The sequence below is a fragment of the Achromobacter sp. Bel genome, assembly GCF_012928505.1.
GTDB lineage: Bacteria > Pseudomonadota > Gammaproteobacteria > Burkholderiales > Burkholderiaceae_B > Achromobacter.
Genome location: NZ_JABBJN010000004.1, coordinates 123,353 through 138,254, shown reverse-complemented (window position 1 = coordinate 138,254; position 14,902 = coordinate 123,353). Strand labels below are relative to the sequence as shown.

Sequence of the window (14,902 nt, the reverse complement as noted above, 5' to 3'; positions counted from 1 at the left end):
CGGCGCCTTCAGTGCGCCGAAGCGTCCAGGAAGCGGTGCACCACCCGCACCGCGGCCGCGCCTTCGGCGATGCCGGCCAACACATGTTTGGCCGAGCCTGCACGCACCGCGCCCACCGCGAACACGCCAGGCTGCGAGCTTTCATAGGCTCGCGCCTGCATGGAACCCGCCGCCGCGCGGCCCGTGTGGATGTAACCCAGGTCATCCGTGTCGAGGCAGCCGTCCAGCCATGCCGTGTTGGCCTCTGGCGTGCCCTCGCAGGCGCCCTCCTGCATGCCCGTGGCCACGATCAGGCTGCGCGTTTCGATTATCTGCCCGTCGTCCAACGTAATCCGGTAGGGATAACAGTTGCTGTCGAACGCCTGCGCCATGCGCCGGGCCAGCACCTGCGACCCGAAGCGGCGGCTCTGGACCTCCGCCCTCTGCAGCAGGCCGCCGCCGCACAAGCCCGTGATGGTCCCTGGAAAACCCGCCAGCACCTGGCCGGCGCCCGAATCGGCAGCGCACAGGGAACCGCCCACCAGCACCGTGTGCAACCCTTCGGACGCGGCATAGCTTGCGGCTGCCAAGCCCGCCGGCCCGCCGCCGACCACGGCCAGGTCCAGTACGGCATCCTCCGGTTCGGCCTTCGTCGTCGATCGGAGGATCGCGCCACCGTAGGGCCGTTGGCGCAGATACCCGATCCGGCGCAGCATGAAGGCGCGCAACACGATGCCGGCGAACTCCGGGTCGGCCAGGATCAACTGCGCAAGCGCCGCTCGGTCGATGCGCAGCAACCGGCTTGCGGATTCCGCGCGCACCGTCACGGCGTTGGGACGGTCGGTGAAAAGGTCCAGGCTGCCCGTGAACTCCCCGTCGCGGTGCGTCAACAGCCGCTGCATCGTGCCATCGGGCTCGCATTCCAGCACCTCGACATAGCCTTCCAGGACGATATAGAAGGCGCCCTCGCGTTCACCGCAGTTCAACAGGACGCTGCCGCCAGCCGCCGCGATTTCGTCGCCATAGGACGCCACCCGCATCAACAAGGCGGATGGCAGCATCGGAAACGCCTGCGCATGCAACGCCGGCAAATCGGCCGGACGACAGGCGGAGGCGGACGCAAATGCGGAAGCGGCGCCAAGATGGTTGATGAACTGAGTCACGGATCCTCCGGGAAAGCGGCACGATACCGCGAACGGTAGCTTTCCGCTGCCCGCCGAGTCTTGCGCGCTTGCGCGCTGCTTTGTACGAAAGAACAATGACGCGACGGCGCGCCTATGACGCGTTCATGCGGCGCCAGGCCCCTGGCGACACGCCGACCAGGCTGGTGAATACCCGAGTCATATGCGCTTGATCGGCAAAACCGCACGACTGCGCAATATCGATAATGGACCGTCCCGGTGCACGCAGCAGGTCCTTGGCCTTTTGCACGCGCTGCTCCAGCAGCCAGCGGTGCGGCGTCGTGCCCACCGTTTGCCGGAACGCCTTGATGAAATAGCTGCGCGACAAGCCGCATGCCTCGGCGATGTCCGCAATGGAATTGTCGTCCCGCGTGGCCGCCAGCAACATGTCCTTGGCGCGCGCCTCCAGATTGCGCGACAGCACGCGCCCGCCGCCCGATTCCGCCCACCCCGAGGTGGCCCCCGCGCCGTAATGCTCAAGCACATGCGTGCCGATGGCCAGGCTCAGGTGATCCACGAACAAGCCGCTGCTTTGCGCCGGTTGCTCCATCACGCAACCCACCACTTGCGACAAATGCGCCAACACCGGGTCGTGCGTGCCGGCGCGCGGCAGCAGGCTGCTGATGCGCGGCCCGCCCCGCTCGTCGTTCACGCGCTCGATGAATGCGCGGGACAGCTCGATCAGCACAAAGTCGAATCCGCCGTGCAAGTCCGCCCGATAGTCGTCGTTGAAATCGCGGATGTAGATGGAACCCGTGTCGAAGTCATGGGTTGATGCGTGGTGGCCTGCCAGGATGCGCCGGCGGTGCCCGCCCTGCATCGCTACCCCGACCAGAAAGCCACGGTCGGAGGCGGGTGTCGAGACGTGGCCGAAGTGTTCCCGGTCGGTGCTCTTGCGATAGAAGGTCAGGCCGCCGCCCTCGAATTGCTGATTCACCAGCAGTTTGCTGGCTGCGCAGCCCAGCGCGTCGGTAGACGGCGGCGCCATGGGAGCGGGATCGAGGGGCAGACGTTGGCGGGCAGGCATGGATAAGGATCCCAAGTCGCGGCGAACGCGTAACGGGCAAGAAGATAGCAGGGCATGTTGCTATGCAACAAGCATCGTCATGAATTCTTTCAAGCTGGCCGGCGCGCATGCGCGATTCGATATCCTAACGCGGCATCGCGGGCCCCGGCGACAGCGGCCCTGCGGGTTGCCCAGGCCGCGACGGCATCGGCGGCAACTTGGGCTGGGCGGGGCCGCTCCATGGCGCGGGGGGTGGGCTTGCGCCGGGCTTCGTCCCTGGCACGGATGATCCCGACCCCGCACACGCCGTCCCCAGGCAGGGGGAATTCGTCTGCGCGGGATCGACCTTTTTCGGGCACGATGCCCCCAAACAGGCGTCCGGCAAGGTGCGCGCGGACGCGGGCGGCTGGGGTACGCTGGGTACGCCGTCCCGCGCCAAGGCGGGAGCGGCGGCCAGCACCATCCATGCGGCAAGGGTCAGGGCTTTCATGGCAGCTCCGTGGCAACGCGGCATGCCGGCCAGTGTGCGCCCATCCCCAGCGCCTCGCAAGGTGCGGCCCCGTCGGCAGCATCAATCCAACCGGATATCCGCGCTTTGCACCACCTTGGCCCAACGGGCGCGCTCGCTGTTGAAGAACTGCGTAAGCTCCGCCGGGTTACGGATCACGATTTCGGCGCCCTGCTCGTTCAACTGCGCCTTCACGTCCGGTTGGCTGACGATCTGCGCCATCAGCATCGCCAGTTTTTCCGCCACCGGATCCGTCGTCGTGATCGGCGCCATGACACCTTGCCAGGTGCCCGACTCGAATCCCTTGACGCCTTGCTCCGAGATCGTCGGGATGTCCGGCACCAGCTGCATGCGTTCGCCCTTTGAAATCGCGATCGGCCGCAGCTTGCCCGCCTTGATGTGCGGCAAGGTGGCCAGCAGCCCGTTCATGATGACCTGCGTCTGCCCGCCGATGGTGTCCGTCACCGCCTGCGAACCGCCCTTGTAGGGCACGTATTCCCACTGGGCGCCGGTCGCCTGCTGCACGGCCACGGCGGCCAGGTGCGGCGCACTGCCGATCGCCGTCACCGCGAAGTTCAGGCGTTGCTGCTTGGACAGCGCCACCAGTTCCTGGACGGTCTTGGCCGGCACGTCGGGATGCACGGCCAGCACGTGCGGCGAATAGGCCAGCATGCTGACGGCGCGCAGGTCCTTGGACGGGTCGAACGACAATCTGGTGTAGACGGACGGGCTGATCGCCAGCGCGCCCACGTCGCACAGCAGCACGGTATGGCCCTCCGCGGCCGACTGCACGACCAGGCCTGCGCCCAGGTTGCCGTTGGCGCCCGGCTTGTTCTCGACGACTACGGTCTGCTTGAGCGCATCGGCCAGGCGCGGCGCCAGGATGCGGGCGATGATGTCCGACGATCCGCCAGGCGGGTACGGCACGATGATGCGCACGGGGCGCGTCGGCCAGTTGGCGGCAGCGTCCGCCGTCGATGCGTTGGCCTGTTGCGCCCAGGCGGGCACCAACGGCGACAGGCAAAGCGCCGCGGCGCCGCCCAGGAACTGCCTCTTGCTTGCATTCATGCTGTCTCCACACGGTTTGATGTGTTGTCGGTAAAGCGGTCGCAGGCGGCGGTATCGCCGTCTTGCGCGGCATTCAGGCGGCGCCGCGCGCTTCAACGTATAGGGCGTAAAGGGAATGGCTGCTGGCCATGAACAGGCGGTTGCGCTTGGCGCCGCCGAAACACAGGTTGGCGCAGCGCTCGGGCAGCCGGATGTGGCCGATGGGCTTGCCGGCGGGGTTGAACACCATCACGCCGTCGAACTCTTCGGATTTGGCGTTGGGCGCGCCGTTGCTGCCCCAGCCGCACCACAGGTTTCCGTCTTCGTCGCACTTGATGCCGTCGATGGCGCCCGGGCCCTGCGCGTCCACGACCACCTGCTTGCCCGACAGCGCGCCGTCCGCGCCCACGTCGTACGCCCAGATCACGCGGTTGGGCTGATGGCGGGACTCCACCACGTACAAGCGCTTTTCGTCGGGCGAAAAGCACAGCCCGTTGGGGCCGGCCAGATCGGCCAGCGCGCGCGTCACGCGGCCATCCGACGGGTCGATGCGGTACACGCCGTGCGGCAGTTCGGGTTTGGCCTTGTCGCCCTCCCAATGGCCGCCGATGCCGAACGGCGGGTCCGTGAACCAGACCGCGCCATTGCGCTGGCAGACGATGTCGTTGGGGGAATTGAAGGGCTTGCCGTCGAAGCGGTCCGCCAGCACGGTGATCGACCCGTCGTATTCCGTGCGCGTGACCCGTCGCGTCAGGTGTTCGCAGGCCAGCAAGCGGCCTTGACGGTCGCGCGCCAGCCCGTTGCTGAAGTTGGCGGGATGACGGAACACGCTGACCGCGCCCGTCGTTTCGTCCCAGCGCAGAATGCGGTCGTTGGGTATGTCGGACACCAGCAGATAGCGTCCATCACCGACCCAGACCGGCCCTTCCAGCCACCGGAACCCACTGGCCAGCTGTTCGACGCTGCTGCTGTAGATGCGGTACTTGGAAAACTCCGGGTCCAGGATGCGAACGGACGGGTCCGGATAACGCTGCTGTGGCGTAAAACTGAACGACTGCGCTTCTGCCAGCGCGGCCGGTCCCAGCGCCAATGCGGCGCCCAGCAGCCGGCGGCGGCCAGGCTGGGCCAAGGGGGCATGCTCCATCGGTGTCTCCTCTGTTGTCGGTGTATGGCGATGGCAATGCGGCAAAGACGGCGCGCGGGCGCCCTCAGGTCACCGGGCCGGGGTTGAACAACGCCAGGGCGTTGTGCAGCTTGAGCTTTTCCGCACAGGTCTGCTGGCGGCCGCTAGCCACATCCAGCATCAGGCGGAACAGTTCCCAACCCACGTCTTCGATCGTGGCCTGGCCCGTGGCGATGCGCCCGGCGTTTACGTCCATCAGGTCATGCCAGCGGCGCGCCAGGCTGTCGCGCGTGGCCACCTTGATCACCGGCACCTGCGCCAGCCCGTAAGGCGTGCCGCGGCCGGTGGTAAAAATATGCAGGTTCATCCCCGCCGCCAACTGCAACGTGCCGCAAATGAAATCGCTGGCTGGGGTGGCGGCGAATATCAGGCCCTTTTGCGTCAGGCGGTTGCCGGGCGACAGCACGCCATGGATCGGCGACGAGCCCGACTTCACGATCGACCCCATCGCCTTTTCGACGATGTTCGACAAGCCGCCCTTCTTGTTGCCTGGACTGGTGTTGGCGCTGCGGTCGGCCATGCCGCGCTGCAGATAATCGTCGTACCAGGCCATCTCGCGCACCAACGCCTGCGCCACCTCGGGCGTGGCGGCGCGCGCGGTCAACTGGTCGATGCCGTCGCGCACTTCGGTGTTCTCGGAAAACATGACCGTGCCGCCCGCCCGCACCACCAGGTCGGTCGCGAAGCCCACGGCAGGGTTGGCGGTCACCCCGGAAAACGCGTCGCTGCCGCCGCATTGCACGCCGACCGTCAGGTCCGACACGGGGCAGGTTTCGCGCCGGCGCGCATTCAGTTTCTGCAAATGGCGTTCTGCCGTGCGCATGATCAGGTCGATCATGGATTGGAAGCCGATGTTCTCTTCGTCCTGCAGCACGATGGTGTCCACGCCCTCGCCGTCGGCACCCATGCCCTCGCCCGCCCGGATGGGAATGGCGCCCGGCGCCAGAAGCCGTTCCGGCTGCAGCTTTTCGCATCCCAGGCTGACCACCATCGACGTGCCGCCGAAATTGGGGTTGCGCGCAATGTTGTGCAAGGTGCGGATGGGGATTGCCGCCCCCGGGGCGTCGATAGCCACGCCGCAGCCGTAGGTGTGCTCAATGCCCACCACGTCGTCCACGTTGGGATAGCGCGGCAGCATTTCCTGCCGAATCCGGGCCACGGCGTGCTCGACCACGCCTTGCACGCACTGCACGGTGGTGCTGATGGCAAGGATGTTGCGCGTGCCCACGGTACCGTCCGCATTGCGGAAACCTTCGAAGGTGTAGCCTTCCAGCGGCGGCAGCGGCGCAATGCGCGTGCCCACGGGCAGATCCTGCAGCGTGCGCGCCGCCGGCATGGTCGTGACACGTTCATTGATCCAGCTGCCGCGCGGCAGCGCTTTCGCGGCAAACCCGACCACCACGTTGTAGCGCACCACGGCGTCGCCTTCGGCCAGATCCGCCAACGCGACCTTGTGCCCCTGCGGCACGGTGTCCACCAGCCGCAGTCCGTCCGGCAGCACGGTGCCGGCGGACAAGCCACCTTCGTTGGCCACGATCGCCACATTGTCCTGGGGGTGAATCTTGATAAGCACCGGCGCTTGGTCTGCCGCAACCTGCATGAAGAATCCTTTCACATGAGGATGCGCGTAAGGCTGGCATCCGATACGTTATCGTACAACTAAGAGAATATCTTCGAACAGTATCAAAAATAAATTTCGGGTTTCCCCTTGTCTACAAGTATGTTCATAGGGAAAGATGCCTTGAAATGCGTAAATTCGTGTTGTACGATGACTTACCTTTTAACCCCGCCAACCGTTCGACGCCACGACACCCGGCCGCAACGGACACACCGGACGATCGCGCTATGACCACCCCGCAGGAACTCAAGGAAATCGTGTCGGAAGGACTGCTTTCCTTCCCCGTGACGGACTTTGACCAGAACGGCGATTTCAACGCCAAGAGCTACGCCGCCCGCCTTGAATGGCTGGCCCCGTACGGCGCCACCGCCCTCTTTGCCGCCGGCGGCACCGGCGAGTTCTTCTCCCTGGCTCCCCAGGAGTACTCGGACGTCGTGCGCACTGCCGTCCAAACCTGCGCCGGCAAGGTGCCCATCCTGGCCGGCGCTGGCGGCCCCACCCGCACCGCCATCGCCTACGCCCAGGAAGCCGAGCGCCAAGGCGCCAAGGGCATCCTGCTGCTGCCCCACTACCTGACCGAAGCCTCCCAAGACGGCATCGCCGCCTACGTCGAGCAGGTCTGCAACTCCGTCAAGATCGGCGTCATCGTCTACAACCGCGCCCAGTCCCGCCTGTCGGCCGACAGCCTCGCGCAACTGGCCGAACGCTGCCCCAACCTGGTCGGCTTCAAGGACGGCATCGGCGACATCGAAGCCATGGTCCGCATCCGCCGCAAGCTGGGCGACCGCTTTTCCTACCTGGGCGGCCTGCCCACCGCCGAAGTCTATGCCGCCGCCTACCGCGCACTGGGCGTGCCGGTCTACTCGTCGGCCGTCTTCAACTTCGTGCCCAAGACGGCCATGGACTTCTATCGCGCCATTGCCGCCGGCGATTCCGACACCACCAACCGCCTGCTCGACGACTTCTTCCTCCCCTACCTCGAAATCCGCAACCGCAAGGCCGGCTACGCCGTCAGCATCGTCAAGGCCGGCGCCAAGCTCGTCGGCCATGACGCGGGCCCCGTGCGCGCCCCGCTGACCGACCTGACCGGCGAAGAACTCGACATGCTCAACGCCCTGATCAAGAAGCTCGGCCCGCAGTAAGCGCAAGCCAGGCGCGCAATACCGCCACGCATTCCTGCCCCCGATTCGGGGGCGCTTTTTTTCGGAGAATCCCTATGACCTTGACCGGCCAAATGCTGATCGGCGCCACCGCCGTCCTGGGCTCGGGCGCCGCCCAACACGCCATCAACCCCGCCACCGGCGAACGCCTGGAACCCGGCTTCCCGGCCGGTTCGTCCGACGACGTCGCACGCGCGGCGGAACTGGCCCGCGCCGCGTTCGATCCCTATCGCGCTGCGCCGCTGGAAACCCGCGCGCAGTTCCTGGAGACCATCGCGGAAGGCATCCTGGCGCTGGGCGATGCGCTGATCGAGCGCACCCACCAGGAAACCGGCTTGCCCGTGGCCCGCCTGCAGGGCGAACGCGGTCGCACCGTCGGCCAACTGCGCCTGTTCGCCCGCGTGGTCCGCGACGGCTACTTCCTGGACGCCACCATCGACCCCGCCCAGCCCGACCGCCAGCCGCTGCCGCGCGCCGACCTGCGCTTGGCCAACGTGCCGCTGGGCCCGGTAGCGGTCTTTGGCGCCAGCAACTTCCCGCTGGCGTTCTCGGTGGCCGGCGGCGACACCGCGTCCGCACTGGCCGCGGGTTGCCCTGTCATCGTCAAGGCCCACAACGCTCACCCGGGCGCCTCTGAAATGGTGGGCCGCGTGATCCAGGCCGCCGTCGCCCGCCATGGCCTGCCGGAAGGCACGTTCTCGCTGCTGTTCGGCGCAGGCAGCGACATCGGCACGGCCCTGGCGACGCACCCGGCCATCACCGCCGTCGGCTTCACGGGTTCCCGCCGCGGCGGCCTGGCCCTGGTTGCCGCCGCCAACGCACGCCCCGTGCCGATTCCCGTCTACGCCGAGATGTCCAGCATCAACCCGGTGTTCCTGATGCCGGCCGCGCTGGAGGCCCGCGCCGAAACCATCGCCCGCGGCTTCGTGGATTCGCTGGCCCTGGGCGTCGGCCAGTTCTGCACCAACCCCGGCCTGGTCATCGGCATCGAGGGCCCCGCGCTGGAACGCTTCCGCCAGGCTGCCGCGCAAGCGGTGCAGGCCAAGGGCGCGGCCACCATGCTGACCCCGGGCATCTTCGCGGCCTACCAGGAAGGCGCCGACGCGCTGGCCAAGCACGCCAGCGTCGCCACCCTGGGCCGCGGCGAAGCCTCGAAACCGGCCGCCAACGCGGCCGGCGCCGTCGTCTTCGGCACGCAGGCCGACCGCTTCCTGGCCTCGCACGAACTTGAGGCCGAAGTCTTCGGCCCCGCCTCGCTGGTGGTCGCCTGCAAGGACATCGCCCAGATGAAGGCCGTGGCCGAACACCTGGAAGGCCAACTCACCGCCACGATTTTCGTGGATGACGCCGACGTGCCGCAGGCCCAAACGCTACTGCCCGTGCTGGAACGCAAGGCCGGCCGCATCCTGGCCAACGGCTACCCGACCGGCGTCGAAGTCAGCCACGCCATGGTGCATGGCGGCCCCTTCCCTGCCACGTCCAACGCCGCCTCCACGTCGGTGGGCGCCACCGCCATCCGTCGTTTCCTGCGCCCGGTCTGCTACCAGGACCTGCCCGACGCTCTGCTGCCCGAAGGGGTGAAGCGCGGAAATCCGCTGGATCTGATGCGCATGGTCGACGGGGTGATGACGGCCGGTTGACGCCGGCGCCACGCGTTGTGGACGCGTCGCGCCCAAGGCTTGCGCCTTCAGCAGCCTGAGGCCGGCGCGCCACAGTCGGCTTTCCCCAGGGTTGCCAAGGCGGTCCGCGACGCGCCATAATCTGCGCTCACTTATTAATTGATACGTGTTCGCATTAGCAATGGTGCGGCCCCTTATCGCGAGCGGGCGAGATCGTGAGCGCATCACAACGTTTGTCCCAGGACTTCGAGCACCTGTATGGCAATCACCACCACTGGTTGCTTGCCTGGGTCAACTGGCGTCTGGGCAATGCGGCCGATGCGGCGGACCTGGCGCACGACGCGTTCGTGCGCCTGCTGACGCGCCCCTGCCAGTTCGAGAGCCCGCAGCAGGTTCGCGCTTACCTGCGCAAAATGGCCAATGGCATGTGCGTCGACCTGTGGCGCCGGCGCAGCCTGGAGCAAGCGTGGCTGGAAGCGCTTGCGGCGCAGCCGGAACCCACGGCGGCTTCCGCGGAACAGCAGGCCATGGTGCTTGAAGCCCTGGGCGAAATCGACGCCATGCTGCGCGACTTGCCCGCCAAGGTGGCCCACGCCTTCGTCCTGGCCGTCGCTTGCGACATGACGGACAACGAAGTCGCCGCGACGCTGAACGTGTCGTCGCGCATGGTGCGCAAATATGTGGCGCAGGCCATGCTCTGCTGCATGAAGCTCGAAGCCCGGTTGACCGCCGGCCTGGCCGAAACGTCCCCGGCGGCGCCCTCCCCCTTGCCCGCCGCGCCATGACCGTGACGCTCTCGCCCGAACCCTCGCATCGCGCGATGGAAGAAGCCGCCGAGTGGTATGCCTTGCTGCGTACCGGGCAGGCTTCCGCCGCTGAACAGCAGAAATGGAATCAGTGGCTGGGCCGCGATGACGCGCACCGGCTGGCCTGGAGCTATGTCGAACGTGTCGGCCGCCGCTTCAGCCCGCTGCAATCAAGCCCCGATCGCGACGCCGCGGTGGCGGCGTTTCACCAGACCGTCAGCACCGCGCCCCGTCGGCGGCGTCAGGTCCTGCTGGGTCTGGCCGGAACCCTGGGGCTCTCCTGGCTGGGATGGACCGCCTGGCGCCAGACACCCTTGTCCGCCCTGGCAACGCTATGGGGCGCGGAATATCGCGCCGGCGTGGGGGAAACGCGTCAGGTCGCCCTGTCCGACGGCACCACGGTCTGGATCAAGGCGCTAAGCGGGTTCAACCGGGCCTACAGCGGCACGCAGCGCCGCCTGGAACTGGTGGACGGGGAAATATTGATCGACACCGGCAAGGATCCGCTGCGCCCCTTCGTCGTCGATACCGCCGAGGGCCGCTTGCAGGCCCTGGGGACGCGCTTTTCTGTCAGTCAGGACGATGCCGGCATCTTGGTCGCGGTCTACGACGGCGCCGTCCGCGTGACCCCGGCGGGCTCGGGCGCAAGCGCCGTCGTGCAGGCAGGCCGGCAGGCCCGATTCACCGCCGATGGGTTACAGCCGCAGATGCCAGCCGACCCCGCGCGGGAAAGCTGGCGCAACGGCCTGCTGCTGGCAGACGGCTTGCCCTTGGCCGACGTTGTGGCCGAACTGCGCCGCTACCACGGCGGGCACCTGGGCCTGTCGCCCCAGGTGGGGCAATTGCCCGTATTCGGCAGCTATCCCCTGAATGACACGGATCGCGCGCTCGACATGCTGGCTTCGGTGCTGCCGATCCGCCTGAGCCGCCCGCTGCCTTGGTGGGTAAGCATCGAACTGCGCGATTGAGCGTCGGATTGAAATTGCAAAAATAAATGGTCCTGGCGGTTCCGCATTTCGCCGTCCTGTTCGATTAAGGAAAGTGAGAGTCCGAGAGTCCAGCCGCCGAACGGCTTTTCCGTTCCCGTTGCGGCCGCCGCGCCTCTCGCTTCCTTCCTATCCCTTGATCGAGCGCACAGGTCCCGTCATGCCCCATCGTTTCCCGCCCGCCCTGACCATTTCCGCCCGGCCTCCCGCGCGGCCCATGGCCTTCTGCGGCCACTCCCACGGATCCCGGCTGCCGCTGGCGCTTGCCATTGCCCTTTCGGCGCTTTGGACGCCGGCGCCGCACGCCCAGCCCGCGCCCGCCGGTACCGGCCAGGCTTCCGAGTTGCTGATGTTCGACATTCCCGCGGCCCCGTTGAACCAGGTGTTGACGCGCCTGGCCAACGAATCGGGCATCTTGCTGGCGGCCCCCCGGGAGCTGCTGGCCGGACGCCAGAGCGGCGGCGTGCGCGGGCACTATTCCCGCCCGGAGGCCCTGGACCTTGCGCTGGCCGGCACGGGCTTGCGCGCCACGCGCGAAGCGCCGAACCAATACCGGCTGGTCGCTGCCCCGGAGACCGGCACCGCGCTGCTGGATACGGTGACGGTGACCGCCAGCGCCCTGGCGAGTGGCTTGCCGCCCGTCTATGCAGGCGGCCAGGTGGCCAGCGGCGGGCGTGTCGGCCTGCTGGGCAATCTGGGCGACCTGGACACGCCCTTCAGCGCCACGCAATACACGGCCAAGCTGATCGAGGACCAGCAGGCGCAGAACATCGGCGACGTGCTGGTCAACGACCCGTCCGTCCGCAACACCTATTCGCGCGGCGCCGGGCGCGACGAATTCAATATCCGCGGCTTCACCCTGTTCAACTACGACGTGGCATTCAACGGCCTTTATGGCGTCTCGCCGCGCAACGCAAGTTCGCTGATCGGCGTGGAGCGCGTGGAGGTCCTGCGCGGTCCGAATGCGCTGCTGAACGGCATGGCGCCTTACGGATCCGTAGGCGGCGCCATCAACCTCGTGCCAAAGCGTGCTGGCCCCGACCCTCTCAACCGCTATACGCTGACCTATATCGGCGACTCCCAGTTCGGCGTCCACGCCGATCTGGCGCGCCGCTATGGCGACAATCAGGAATGGGGCGTGCGGCTGAACGTGGCCGGCAGCGGCGGCGACCTGCCCCAGGACGGCTCCAAGGAAGACCTGGGCGCGGTCGCCCTTGGCCTGGACTACCAGAGCGAGCGGTTTCGCGTCGACGGTGACATCAACTATCAAAACCGGACCACCGATGCGCGCAGCGGCCTGCTGTTCCCGCCGGAGCCCGGGATGGACATCGGCCCGCCGCCTGATGCGCGCCGCAACTTCTTCCCGTCCTGGACTTACTGGAAGACCAAGGAATGGTCGGGCGCCCTCAGGGCCGAGTTCGATGTGACGCCGGACTGGACGGTATATGGCGCCGTGGGCGCCCGCAAGCACGACTTCGAAAGCATGCAGACCAGCTGGTTGATGCTGGACAGCGCGGGCGACATCGGCGCCGTCCCCTCCCGTCTGAACGAGTCGCTGCTCAGCAAGACGGGAGAAATCGGCGTGCGCGGCCGTTTCAATACCGGCCCGCTCAAGCACGAGCCGTCGCTCTCGGCCAGCGCCCTGGCGATCGACTATTCGTCCGCTCGCATCCGCTCAAGCACGGTCTTCTCGAACCTGTACCACCCCGCCGACTTGCCGAAGCCGGACATCGCCCGGCCGGGCGACTTGCCCAAGACCAGCGAGTCCCGGCTCTACAGCATTGCGCTGGCCGACAAGATCTCGTTCGCCGAAGACCGGGTCCAGGTCATCGCGGGCTTCCGGCACCAGCGGATCGAATCCACCAACTTTGACGCTGCCACCGGCCGCACCGCTTCCGAGTATGAAAAATCGGCCGTGACGCCCGCCTTCGCATTGACGGTCCGGCCCACCCAGCAGTTGTCCCTGTACGGCAACTACATCGAAGGCCTGAGCCAGGGCGGCACCGCGCCGGAAGGCGCCGTCAATGCCGGACAGATGTTCCCGCCCGAGATCTCCAAGCAATTCGAAGTCGGAGGCAAATACGACTTTGGCGACTTCTTCACCACGCTCAGCGCGTTTCAGATCGAGAAGCCCAGCAGCTACCTGGATCCCGTCAGCCGCCGCTATGTGTCCAACGGCCAGCAGCGCAACCGCGGCCTGGAGTTCCTGGTGCAGGGCGACGCCGCGCCTGGGGTTCGCTTGCTGGGCGGCGTGGCCTACACCGATGGGCGCCTGACGCGCACCGAAGGCGGCGTGAACGATGGCAACGTCGCACCCGCTGTGCCGCGCTTCCAGTTCAATGCGGCAGCGGAATGGGACACCCCGTTTCTGCCCGGCCTGACATTGACGGCGCGCATGTTGCGCACAAGCAGCCAGTATGTCGACGTCGGCAATACCCAACAGATTCCGGGATGGACGCGTTTCGACGTCGGCGCGCGCTATGCGTTCAAGGCCAACGGCACGCCGATGGTCGTGCGCGCCACCGTGGAAAACGTGTTCAACAAGGACTACTGGCAATCCGCCGCCCGCGAAGGCCTGACCGTCGGCGCGCCGCTGACGGTGCTGCTGTCGGTCTCGGCGGAGTTCTGACCCCGCCCGGAACCCACGCCGTCCGCGTGGCGGGCCTACTCCCCGCCGCGCGGGAACTCGCGTGGCAGGTCCACCCGGAAGTGCGTCAGGCCGTCTTCCGACGACGCACTGATGCGCCCGCCGTGGCTCAGCACGATCTGCTGCGCGATGAACAGCCCCAGGCCCAGGCCCTTGTGACCTTCGGCGCGGCGCTCGCCGCCGCGGAACGGGTTGAACAGGTGCGGCAGCAACGCCGGAGGAATGCTGCCGCCGTTGCTGACCGTGACGGCCACGCGCTCAGTCGCCGCCCCGTCTGCCCGGATGCGCACGGGAATGTCGCGGCTGCCATGGTGCAGCGCATTGCCGATCAGGTTCGTGAAGACCTGGCATAGCCGCTCGGCGTCCCAGGCGCCCGCCAGGTTGCCCACGCACTCGCATTCGATCTGGCGATCCGGATAGCCGGTCTGCACCTCGTCGACGGTGCGTTGCAGCAACGCGTCCAGGCCGATCCAGGCCGGCTCCAGCGTCAGGCCGCCAGCCTGCCGGATACGCGTCACATCCAGCAAGTCGTCGATCAGGCGCGCCATGCGCTCGCTGCTTTGCAGCATGCGCTGGGCCAGGCTGGCCACGCGCGCACTGTCGTTCTGCCGCTGCAACAACGCCGCGCCCATGACGATGGATTGCAGCGGCGTGCGCAGATCGTGGCTCAGCACGGCCATGAACATCTCATTGATCCGCAGGGCTTCCGTGCGCTCTTCCAGTTGCTTGCCCAACGCACGCTTACGCTCGTGCAGCTCGAAGAAGACGTTCGCCTTCATGCTCAGCATGTGCGGATCGATGGGCTTGTACAGGAAGTCGACGGCGCCGCTCTCGTAACCGCGAAACTGCCAGTTCTGCTCGCGCGAGCCGGCGGTCATGAAAATCAGCGGAATGTGGCGCGTGCGTTCGCTGCCGCGGATCAGCTCGGCCAGTTCGAAGCCGTTCATGTCGGGCATTTGCACATCCAGCAGCGCCAGCGCCACATCGCCATGATGCAGCAGCAGTTCCAGGGCCTCCGGCCCGGATTGCGCCTTCAGCACTTCGACCCGGCCACTTTCCAGCAGCGCTTCCAGCGCGACCAGGTTTTCCGGGACGTCATCGACCAGCAGGCACTTGATGCGTTCGTCTTGCGGTTTGGCGGATGTCAGGAACATAGTGTCGG

The 14,902-nt window shown here is 67.1% G+C and carries 11 protein-coding genes; 5 read left to right on the top strand and 6 right to left on the bottom strand.

The annotated features are described in order from the left end of the window. Positions 1-8 precede the first annotated feature (8 nt). The 5 genes from HG262_RS04245 to garD all read right to left on the bottom strand — a co-directional run bounded on the left by HG262_RS04245 (position 9) and on the right by garD (position 6,504). Positions 9-1,142 (bottom strand): Crp/Fnr family transcriptional regulator, encoded by a 1,134-nt coding sequence (locus tag HG262_RS04245; RefSeq protein WP_348984361.1) that lies wholly within the window; start codon positions 1,140-1,142, stop codon positions 9-11. A gap of 112 nt (positions 1,143-1,254) precedes the next feature. Beyond that, a complete protein-coding gene (locus HG262_RS04240; RefSeq protein WP_169269850.1) occupies positions 1,255-2,187 on the bottom strand; it encodes a helix-turn-helix domain-containing protein in 933 nt (310 codons plus the stop codon). A 550-nt stretch (positions 2,188-2,737) separates the two neighbouring features. Then, on the bottom strand, positions 2,738-3,742 hold the full coding sequence (locus tag HG262_RS04235) for a tripartite tricarboxylate transporter substrate binding protein (protein ID WP_169269849.1): 1,005 nt from the start codon (positions 3,740-3,742) through the stop codon (positions 2,738-2,740). A 73-nt stretch (positions 3,743-3,815) separates the two neighbouring features. Beyond that, positions 3,816-4,865, bottom strand: coding sequence for an SMP-30/gluconolactonase/LRE family protein (locus tag HG262_RS04230; RefSeq protein ID WP_169269848.1), 1,050 nt, complete (start codon positions 4,863-4,865; stop codon positions 3,816-3,818). 64 nt (positions 4,866-4,929) lie between these two features. Further along, a complete protein-coding gene (gene garD / locus HG262_RS04225) occupies positions 4,930-6,504 on the bottom strand; it encodes a galactarate dehydratase (RefSeq protein WP_169269847.1) in 1,575 nt (524 codons plus the stop codon). A gap of 245 nt (positions 6,505-6,749) precedes the next feature. Here garD and kdgD point away from each other — a divergent pair, with 245 nt between their 5' ends. The 5 genes from kdgD to HG262_RS04200 all read left to right on the top strand — a co-directional run bounded on the left by kdgD (position 6,750) and on the right by HG262_RS04200 (position 13,722). Then, on the top strand, positions 6,750-7,664 hold the full coding sequence (kdgD, locus tag HG262_RS04220; RefSeq protein ID WP_169269839.1) for a 5-dehydro-4-deoxyglucarate dehydratase: 915 nt from the start codon (positions 6,750-6,752) through the stop codon (positions 7,662-7,664). Positions 7,665-7,738: 74 nt separating this feature from the next. Further along, on the top strand, positions 7,739-9,322 hold the full coding sequence (locus tag HG262_RS04215; protein ID WP_169269846.1) for an aldehyde dehydrogenase (NADP(+)): 1,584 nt from the start codon (positions 7,739-7,741) through the stop codon (positions 9,320-9,322). 212 nt (positions 9,323-9,534) lie between these two features. After that, positions 9,535-10,086, top strand: a complete 552-nt coding sequence (locus HG262_RS04210) for a sigma-70 family RNA polymerase sigma factor (RefSeq protein ID WP_169269924.1) — start codon at positions 9,535-9,537, stop codon at positions 10,084-10,086. Beyond that, positions 10,083-11,075 (top strand): FecR family protein, encoded by a 993-nt coding sequence (locus tag HG262_RS04205; RefSeq protein ID WP_169269845.1) that lies wholly within the window; start codon positions 10,083-10,085, stop codon positions 11,073-11,075. Before HG262_RS04210 ends, HG262_RS04205 begins: the two co-directional genes overlap by 4 nt. Before the next feature lie 178 nt (positions 11,076-11,253). Next, on the top strand, positions 11,254-13,722 hold the full coding sequence (locus tag HG262_RS04200; RefSeq protein ID WP_248293232.1) for a TonB-dependent receptor: 2,469 nt from the start codon (positions 11,254-11,256) through the stop codon (positions 13,720-13,722). A gap of 35 nt (positions 13,723-13,757) precedes the next feature. Here HG262_RS04200 and HG262_RS04195 read toward each other — a convergent pair whose 3' ends face one another. Beyond that, a complete protein-coding gene (locus tag HG262_RS04195) occupies positions 13,758-14,894 on the bottom strand; it encodes a hybrid sensor histidine kinase/response regulator (RefSeq protein WP_169269844.1) in 1,137 nt (378 codons plus the stop codon). Between the last annotated feature and the right edge of the window lie 8 nt (positions 14,895-14,902).

Coding starts and splice junctions, on each gene's coding strand:
- HG262_RS04240 (WP_169269850.1), bottom strand. CDS start 2,187: ATGCCTGCCCGCCAACGTCTGCCCCTCGATCCCGCTCCCATGGCGCCG.
- garD (WP_169269847.1), bottom strand. CDS start 6,504: ATGCAGGTTGCGGCAGACCAAGCGCCGGTGCTTATCAAGATTCACCCC.
- HG262_RS04205 (WP_169269845.1), top strand. CDS start 10,083: ATGACCGTGACGCTCTCGCCCGAACCCTCGCATCGCGCGATGGAAGAA.
- kdgD (WP_169269839.1), top strand. CDS start 6,750: ATGACCACCCCGCAGGAACTCAAGGAAATCGTGTCGGAAGGACTGCTT.
- HG262_RS04215 (WP_169269846.1), top strand. CDS start 7,739: ATGACCTTGACCGGCCAAATGCTGATCGGCGCCACCGCCGTCCTGGGC.
- HG262_RS04195 (WP_169269844.1), bottom strand. CDS start 14,894: ATGTTCCTGACATCCGCCAAACCGCAAGACGAACGCATCAAGTGCCTG.
- HG262_RS04230 (WP_169269848.1), bottom strand. CDS start 4,865: ATGGAGCATGCCCCCTTGGCCCAGCCTGGCCGCCGCCGGCTGCTGGGC.
- HG262_RS04235 (WP_169269849.1), bottom strand. CDS start 3,742: ATGAATGCAAGCAAGAGGCAGTTCCTGGGCGGCGCCGCGGCGCTTTGC.
- HG262_RS04200 (WP_248293232.1), top strand. CDS start 11,254: ATGCCCCATCGTTTCCCGCCCGCCCTGACCATTTCCGCCCGGCCTCCC.